Below are 8,347 nucleotides of genomic sequence, written 5' to 3' on the forward strand. Positions count from 1 at the left end.
CACCCGCCCGTTCCCCGCCCGCCCCACCTGCGCCGAGCCCCCCTCGCCGAGCCGCGCGCAGAGCCGCTACTCGACGAGCTGCGCCCCGTCCCGCTGGGCCGAGCAGCTGCGGCGGAAGGAGCAGCGGTCGCAGCCGCCCCCGGTCTGCGGGACGAAGCGTTCGGCGAGGACCTTGCCGGCGGCCTCGGCGAGCAGGTTCTCGATCCACGGCTCGCCCTCGGGCGGCTCCTGCCGCTGCACCTTGGGGGCGTCCGGGTCCGCCTTGGCGGCGGCCTCGCGCAGGTGGACGAGCTCGGCGCCGCCGGTGGCCGGGGGGTGCTCGGTGAAGCCGGGCAGCTCGTTGAGGGCGCCGGCCCGGACGGCCAGCTGGTAGACGGCGAGCTGCTTGTGCTCGGGCAGCGACTTGTCGGTGGGAATCTGCTTGCCGGTCTTGAAGTCGACCACGTAGGCGCGTCCGGCGTGGTCCTTCTCGACCCGGTCCATCGAGCCGCGGATGCGCACCGAGACGCCGCCGACGTCGAGGGTGACGTCGAAGCCGTGCTCGGTGGCGACCAGGTCGCGGCCGCGCTCCAGGACGTGCCAGTTGAGGAAGCGCTCCAGGGCGGTGCGGGCCTCGCCCTTCTCCTGCTGGGACTTCCAGGGGGCGTCGAAGGCGAGGGCGTCCCAGACGGTGTCCAGGCGGGCCATCAGGACGGCGAGGTCGGCGGGGGTGCGGCCGGAGCCGACCTCGTCGGCGAGGGCGTGCACCACGTTGCCGAAGCCCTGGGCGGCGGTGCCGGGGGCGCGGGCCTTGACCTCCTTGTCGAGGAACCACTGCAGCGAGCAGTTCTCCAGCTGCTCCAGGCCGCTGCCGGACAGCCGGACGGGCGCGTCGGCGCTGCGCAGCGGCTCGGGGGCGGTGGTGGCGTCGTCCAGGCCCCACCAGCGGTCGGGGTGGGCGGCGGGCACCAGCGGCAGCCCGTCCTCGTCGGTGGCGGCGGCCAGGGTGGCGAGGCGTTCGGCGGCGGCGCGGCGCAGTTCCGGCGAGCGGGTGGGGTCGACGGTGACGGCGCGCAGTTCGGCGACCAGGGCCGCCACCGAGAGCGGGCGGCGCGGGCGGTGGGTGACGTCCTCGACGGTGACCGGCGGGGTGCGGCGCACCACCTTGCCGGTGCGCGGGTCGACGTCCTCGCGGTAGAGCTCGCGCAGGAAGCGGGAGGGTTCGTCGCCGTCGTCGGCGGGCGCCTTGACGGCGGTGACGATCAGCCGTTCCTTGGCGCGGGTGGCGGCGACGTAGAAGAGCCGGCGTTCCTCGCCGAGCAGGGCGGCCGGGGAGAGCGGTTCGGCGAGGCCGTCGCGGCCGATCCGGTCGGCCTCCAGGAGGGAGCCGCGGCGGCGCAGGTCGGGCCAGAGGCCGTCCTGGACGCCGGCGACGACGACCAGGCGCCACTCCAGGCCCTTGGAGCGGTGGGCGGTCATCAGCCGCACCGCCTCGGGGCGGACGGTGCGGACGGTGAGGGTGTCGGCGGCGATGTCCTGGGCTTCGAGTTCGGCGAGCAGGTCGAGGGCGCTGCGGTGGCCGGTGACCTGCTCCTCGGCGCGGGCGGCGGTCTCGAACAGGGCGCACAGCGCGTCCAGGTCGCGGTCGGCGTTGCGGCCGGCGGCGCCGCCGCGCAGGGCGGCGCGCTCCAGGCGTTCGCGCCAGCGGCGGCTGCCGTCCCACAGCTCCCACAGGGCCTCCTCGGCGGTGCAGCCGCCGGCCAGCAGTTCGCGGACCTTGCGCAGCAGGGTGCCGAGGTCGCGGGCGCGGCGGGCGGTGGCCGGGTCGAGGGCGACCAGCCGCTCGGGTTCGGCGAGGGCCTCCCGGATCAGCACTCCGGCCGGGCGCGGGGCGACGTGGGGGAGGCCGTCGGCGCGCAGGGCGGCGCGCTCCTCCTCGCGCAGGGCGCGGCCGAGGCGACGCAGGTCGGAGCCGTCGAGGCCACCGAGCGGGCCGGTGAGCAGGGCGTGGGCCAGCTCCTCGGTGAGCGGGTCGGCGGCGTGCGGGTCGGCAGGGTGCGGACCGGCGGCGTGCGGGCCGGGGGTGTCGAGGAGGGCCTGCTTGTCGCGGGCGGCCTGCTCGGCGCAGACCCGCAGGGCGAGCAGCAGCTGGGCGACGGCGGGTTCCTCGCGCAGCGGCAGGTCGTCGCCGTCGATCTCCAGCGGGACGCCGGCCGCGCCGAGGGCCCGCCGCACCCCGGGGATGGAGCGGGCGCCGGCCCGGACCAGCACGGCCATCTCGCCCCAGGGCACGCCGTCCTCCAGGTGGGCGCGGCGCAGCAGGTCGGCGATCGAGTCGAGCTCGGCGCCGGGGGTGGGATAGGTGTACACCTCGACCCGGCCGCCCTCGCGGGAGGGCAGCAGGGCGCGGTGCTGGGCGAGTTTGTCGGCGGGCAGCCGGCCCATCGGCATCCGGCGGGCGAGTTCGCGGGAGGCGGCGAGCAGGACGGCGCCGGAGCGGCGGGAGACCCGCAGCACCTTGACCTCGGCGGGGGTGCCGTCGGCGCGGCGGAAGGCCTGGGGGAAGTCGAGGATGCCGTTGATGTCGGCGCCGCGGAAGGCGTAGATCGACTGGTCGGGGTCGCCGACGGCGACCAGGTCGCGGCCGCCGCCGGCGAGCTGGCGCAGCAGCCGGACCTGGGAGGGGTCGGTGTCCTGGTACTCGTCGACGTAGACGACCTCGTAGCGGCGGCGCAGGTCCTCGCCGATCTCGGGGCGTTCGGCGAGCAGCACGGCGCGGTGGACGAGTTCGGCGTAGTCGAGGACGCCGCGCAGGTCGAGCACGTCGAGGTAGTCGGCGAGGAAGTGTGCGGCGGCGGCCCAGTCGGGGCGCTGGACGCCCTGGGCGAAGCGTTCGAGTTCGGCCTCGCCGAGGCCGAGTTCGCGGCTGCGGGCGAGCACCGCGCGGACTTCGTCGGCGAAGCCGCGGGTGGTCAGGCAGGCGCGCAGGTCGAGCGGCCAGGCGATCCGGCCGCGGCCGTCGCGGGCGTCCTCGGCGCCGCCGGCCAGCAGTTCGCGGACCATGACGTCCTGTTCGGGGCCGGAGAGCAGCCGCAGTGGTTCGGCGTACTCCTCCGGGTCCTGGTGGGCGCGCAGCAGGGCGTAGCAGAAGGAGTGGAAGGTGGTGGCCTGCGGGGCGGCGGCGGTGGAGCCGAGCCGGCCGGACATCCGGTCGCGCAGTTCGACGGCGGCCTTGCGGCTGAAGGTGAGGACGAGGATCTTCTCGGGGTCGGTGCCGTCCTGGATCCGCCGGGCGACCGCCTCGACCAGGGTGGTGGTCTTGCCGGTGCCAGGCCCGGCGAGGACGAGCAGCGGGCCGCCGGTGTGCTCGACCACGGCGCGCTGGTAGGCGTCCAGCACGGGCGGGTCGGGCTGGACGAGCGGGTTGCGCACGAGCCGGTAGGGCGAACTCACGAACGGGTCCTGGGGTTGAACGGAAGGGCATGGCCGGGGCGGGCCCGCCGAGGGATCGCGGAGGGCCCGCCCGCATCGAGCCTACGATCCTGCCCCGTCAATCCCGGCCGCGCGCGGGATCCGGTGAATTCTCCCCGCCGTCCCAGCGGGCCCGCCGGAGGTCGACCCGGGGCGGGTCGGCGAGTTCGCGCAGCGGGGTGCCCTCCTCGCCGTAGTGGGCGAGGGCGCGGTGCTCGTGGCCGGGCAGCAGCCGGCCGTCGGCGCGGATCACCCGCCACCAGGGCACCGAGCCGCCGTACAGGGCCATCACCCGGCCGACCTGCCGGGGGCCGCCCTGGCCGAGGTACTCGGCGACGTCGCCGTAGGTCATCACCCGGCCGGGTGGAATCCGCTCGGTCAGGTCGAGCACCAGTTCGGCGAACGGTGGTAGGGCGTCCGGGACGCCGTCGTCTGTTACGTCCGTCACCTGCGGCATTCTTCCTTACAGGGACGCGCGCGCGGCCCCGTACGAACGACCCGCCGCGCCCGATCCGGCCCCTGTCCAGCACGGGAGGTCGGGGCATGCCACCATCTTCGGGGCGGTGAGTGGTGATACGAGGACAAGACCAGATGACCGGGACGGCTGACGTGGGCGTGGACAAGGACTCCGACGAGTCCGGCTCCGTCGTGCCCCCGGCGCCCGGTGACGAGTCCGATGGGCGGCCCGTTCCCGGGCCGACCCCGGAAGTCTCCCTGATCAAGGACCTGACGATCAAGACCCCCACGCCCGAGAAGGCCCCCGAGGCTCCGGCGGAGCCGCCCGCCCCGGCCCCGCCCGTCCCCGCCCCGGCCCCGCCGGCCCCGCGGACCGAGCACCACGACCCGCTGGACGACGCCCCGCACCTGGACGTCGACGAGCCGCTGCTCGCCGCCCGCGCGCACCGCCCGTCCGACCTGATCCGCTTCCTGGCCGGGGTCTTCGGGATAGTCGCCGTCTTCGTCCTGGCCGGCATCGCCACCTCGACGACCACCGGCATCGAGCAGGACATCGCCACCAACGCGCCGCACTTCTCCGCGGTGCTGTCCACCATCACCGGCCTGGTCTCCAGCGTCGCGGTGCTCGCCGTGCCGCTGGCCTTCGCGGTCGAGCGGCTGATCAAACGCGACGGCCTGCGGGTCGCCGACGGCGTGCTCGCCTCGGTGCTCGCGTACGGCGTCTCGCTGGGCATCGACTGGTGGGTGGCCGAGGGCGCCTCCGAGCACATCCGCACCGCGCTGACCCGGCTGCCGATGGACAGCCACAACACCCTCACCGACCCGGTGCACGGCTACCTCGCCCCGGTGATCGCCTACATGACCGCCGTCGGCATGACGAGCAGACCGCGCTGGCGGGTGGCCCTGTGGGTGGTGGTGATCTTCAGCGGGGTCACCGAGCTGCTCGGCGACTACACCACCCCGCTGTCGCTGATGCTCACCGTGCTGATCGGCTGGTCCGTCGCCTACGGCACGCTGTACGCGATCGGCTCCCCCAACATCCGGCCCACCGGCCAGCACCTGATGATCGGCCTGCGCAAGGTCGGCTTCACCCCGGACGGCGCCCACCGCGCCCCGGACGCCCCCGGCGGCACCCGCCGCTACTACGTCACCCAGCAGGACGGCCCGCCGCTGGACGTCCACATCATCGACCGCGAGCAGCAGGCCTCCGGCTTCTTCTACCGGGCCTGGCGCCGGCTGCGGCTGCGCTCGGTAGCGGTGCGCCGCAGCCCCCAGTCGCTGCGCCAGGCGCTGGAGCAGGAGGCCCTGATCGCGTACGCGGCGGCCGCCTCGGGCGCCCGCGCGCCGCAGCTGGTGGCCACCTCCGAGCTGGGCCCGGACGCCGCGATCCTGGTGTACGAGAACGTCGAGGGCCGCACCCTGGACGAGCTCACCGACGAGGAGGTCACCGACCTGGTGATGGCCTCGCTGTGGCAGTCGGTGGCGGCCCTGCACGAGCGCCGGATCGCCCACCGCCGGCTGACCGGCGAGTCGCTGCTCGTGGTGGACGACAAGACGGCCTGCCTGGTCAACCTCTCCGGCGGCGACATCGCCGCCACCGACCTGACCCTGCGCATCGACGTCGCCCAGCTGCTCACCACCTTCGCGCTGCGGATCGGCCCCGAGCGGGCCGTCGCCACCGCCAACGCGGTGCTCGGCGCGGACCGGGTCGCCCAGGCGCTGCCGCTGCTCCAGCCGGTCGGGATGAGCCGCTCCACCCGGATCGACCTCGCCAGGCTCACCAAGGAGCGCAAGGCCGCCGCCCGGGCCAGGGCGCTGGAGCAGGTCGCGGCCGGCGAGCGCACCCAGCAGCAGGCCGAGGAGGACATCGCGGCGGCCGGCGAGGACCTGCTCAGCCGCATCCGCGGCCAGATCCTGCAGATCGCCCCCGAGGCGCCGATGGAGCCGGCCAAGCTGGAGCGGCTCAAGCCGAAGAGCCTGATCATGGTGATCGCGCTCACCTTCGCCGCCTACCTGGCGCTGACCACCATCAAGCCGGCCCAGCTCAAGCTCTCCCAGATGAACTGGGCGTGGGCGGCGGCGGCCCTGCTGGCGGCCGCGTTCAGCTACGTCGCCGCCGCGATGAGCCTGACCGGCTTCGTGCCCGAGCGGCTGCCGTTCCGGCGCACCGTCGCGGCCCAGCTGGCCGGCTCCTTCGTGAAGCTGGTCGCCCCGGCGGCGATCGGCGGCATCGCGCTCAACACCCGCTACCTGCAGAAGGCCGGGATCCGCCCGGGCCAGGCGGTCGCCTCGGTCGGCGCCTCCCAGCTGGCGGGCCTGGCCGGGCACCTGCTGCTGCTGTTCAGCTTCGGCCTGATCACCGGCAGCCAGACCAACGGCGACCTCTCCGCCTCCCGGGCGGTGATCATCGGGGTGCTGACCGCCGCCGTGCTCGCCCTCGTGGTGGCCGCGGTCGCGCCGCTGCGCCGCTTCGTGCTGGGCCGGCTGCGCTCGCTGTTCTTCGGCGTGGTGCCGCGGATGCTCGACCTGATGCAGACGCCCAGCAAGCTGATCACCGGCTTCGGCGGCATCCTGCTGCTGACCCTGTCCTTCACCGCCTGCCTGGACTTCTCGGTGCAGGCCTTCGGCGGCGACATCAGCTTCTCGGCCGTCGCGGTGGTCTTCCTCACCGCCAACGCGGCCGGCTCGGCGATCCCCACCCCGGGCGGCATCGGCCCGGTCGAGGTGGCCCTGATCGGCGCCCTGACCGTCGCGGACGTCTCCCCGGCGGTCGCCACCCCGGCGGTGTTCCTCTACCGGGCGCTCACCTTCTGGCTGCCGGTGCTGCCGGGCTGGATCGCCTACAACGTGCTGCAGCGCAAGCACGCGCTCTGAGCGCGGCGCGCGGAGACGACGAAGGGCCCCACCGCTCGGCGGTGGGGCCCTGAGTCGTACGCCCGGCCGTACAGCCGGATGTACGGCCGTACGTCGGCCTAGTAGACCGGCTTGTGCGGCTCGATCTGGTTCACCCAGCCGAGCACGCCGCCGCCCAGGTGGACGGCGTTGGCGAAGCCCGCGGCCTTGACCACGGCCAGCACCTCGGCCGAGCGCACACCCGACTTGCAGTGCAGCACGATCTTGCGGTCCTGCGGCAGCTTCTCCAGGGCGTCACCCATGAGGAACTCGTTCTTCGGGATCAGCACCGCGCCGGGGATGTTGACGATCTCGTACTCACCGGGCTCGCGGACGTCGATGAGGTAGATGTCCTCCTTGTCGTCCTGCCACTGCTTGAGCTGCTTCGAGGTGACGGTCGAACCGGCGGCCGCGGCCTGCGCCTCCTCCGACACGACGCCGCAGAAGGCCTCGTAGTCGATCAGCTCGGTGACCGTCGGGTTCTCGCCGCAGACCGCGCAGTTCGGGTCCTTGCGGACCTTCACCTGGCGGTAGTTCATCTCCAGGGCGTCGTAGATCATCAGCCGGCCGACCAGCGGGTCGCCGATCCCGGCCAGCAGCTTGATCGCCTCGTTCACCTGGATCGAGCCGATGGACGCGCAGAGCACGCCCAGCACGCCGCCCTCGGCGCAGGACGGGACCATGCCCGGCGGCGGGGCCTCCGGGTAGAGGCAGCGGTAGCAGGGGCCGTGCTCGGCCCAGAACACGCTGGCCTGGCCGTCGAAGCGGTAGATCGAGCCCCACACGTACGGCTTGCCGAGCAGCACCGCGGCGTCGTTCACCAGGTAGCGGGTGGCGAAGTTGTCGGTGCCGTCCACGATCAGGTCGTAGCCGGCGAAGATCTCCATCACGTTGGAGTTGTCGAGACGCTCCTCGTGCAGGACCACCTCGACGTACGGGTTGATCTGCCGCACCGAGTCGCGCGCGGACTCCGCCTTGGAGCGGCCGATGTCGGCCTGGCCGTGGATGATCTGGCGCTGCAGGTTCGACTCGTCGACCACGTCGAACTCGACGATGCCCAGCGTGCCGACACCGGCGGCGGCCAGGTACATCAGGGCGGGCGAACCGAGGCCGCCGGCGCCGACGCAGAGCACCTTGGCGTTCTTCAACCGCTTCTGCCCGGCCATCCCGACGTCCGGGATGATCAGGTGGCGGGAGTACCTGCGGACCTCGTCGACGGTGAGCTCGTCGGCCGGCTCGACCAGGGGTGGCAACGACACGGGGACTCCGATGGGTCTCTTGTTCAGGCGGCCGGGGCCAGCCTCGGACGGGGTTGTTGCACCGCCACTCAGGTGGCTCTCTAGGCCAACAGTGTCATGCCCCACCGGTATTCCGAGACAGCCCGTCCGATGGGCGAGACGGGCCGCGCCGGATCGTGGAACCGCCCGCCGGACGCCCCGGAGCGGCCCGGGGGCAGGGGTGTGGGGGGAGGGGGGCCTCGCCGCCCGCTTCCCCCCCCACAGCCCTCCCCCCCCAAACACCCCCCCACCCCCCCCCCCCCCGCACCCCC

General features: G+C 74.1%; 4 protein-coding genes. 1 reads left to right on the forward strand and 3 read right to left on the reverse strand.

Going from position 1 to position 8,347, the window contains the following annotated elements:
• Nucleotides 1-66: 66 nt before the first annotated feature.
• Both ACZ4W5_RS29900 and ACZ4W5_RS29905 read right to left on the reverse strand, forming a co-directional pair.
• A complete protein-coding gene (locus tag ACZ4W5_RS29900) occupies nucleotides 67-3,432 on the reverse strand; it encodes an ATP-dependent helicase (protein WP_465658023.1) in 3,366 nt (1,121 codons plus the stop codon).
• Nucleotides 3,433-3,529: 97 nt separating this feature from the next.
• Complete coding sequence (locus tag ACZ4W5_RS29905) at nucleotides 3,530-3,907, reverse strand: MGMT family protein (protein WP_402481442.1); 378 nt, start codon at nucleotides 3,905-3,907, stop codon at nucleotides 3,530-3,532.
• 134 nt (nucleotides 3,908-4,041) lie between these two features.
• Between ACZ4W5_RS29905 and ACZ4W5_RS29910 the strand changes: the two genes are divergently transcribed.
• Complete coding sequence (locus ACZ4W5_RS29910; protein ID WP_465658025.1) at nucleotides 4,042-6,780, forward strand: flippase-like domain-containing protein; 2,739 nt, start codon at nucleotides 4,042-4,044, stop codon at nucleotides 6,778-6,780.
• Between the two features lie 98 nt (nucleotides 6,781-6,878).
• Here the strand turns inward: ACZ4W5_RS29910 and moeZ are convergent, their stop codons facing one another.
• Complete coding sequence (gene moeZ / locus ACZ4W5_RS29915; protein ID WP_360244598.1) at nucleotides 6,879-8,057, reverse strand: adenylyltransferase/sulfurtransferase MoeZ; 1,179 nt, start codon at nucleotides 8,055-8,057, stop codon at nucleotides 6,879-6,881.
• Nucleotides 8,058-8,347: the final 290 nt, after the last annotated feature.

This window comes from Kitasatospora sp. NPDC029367 (genome assembly GCF_055569135.1).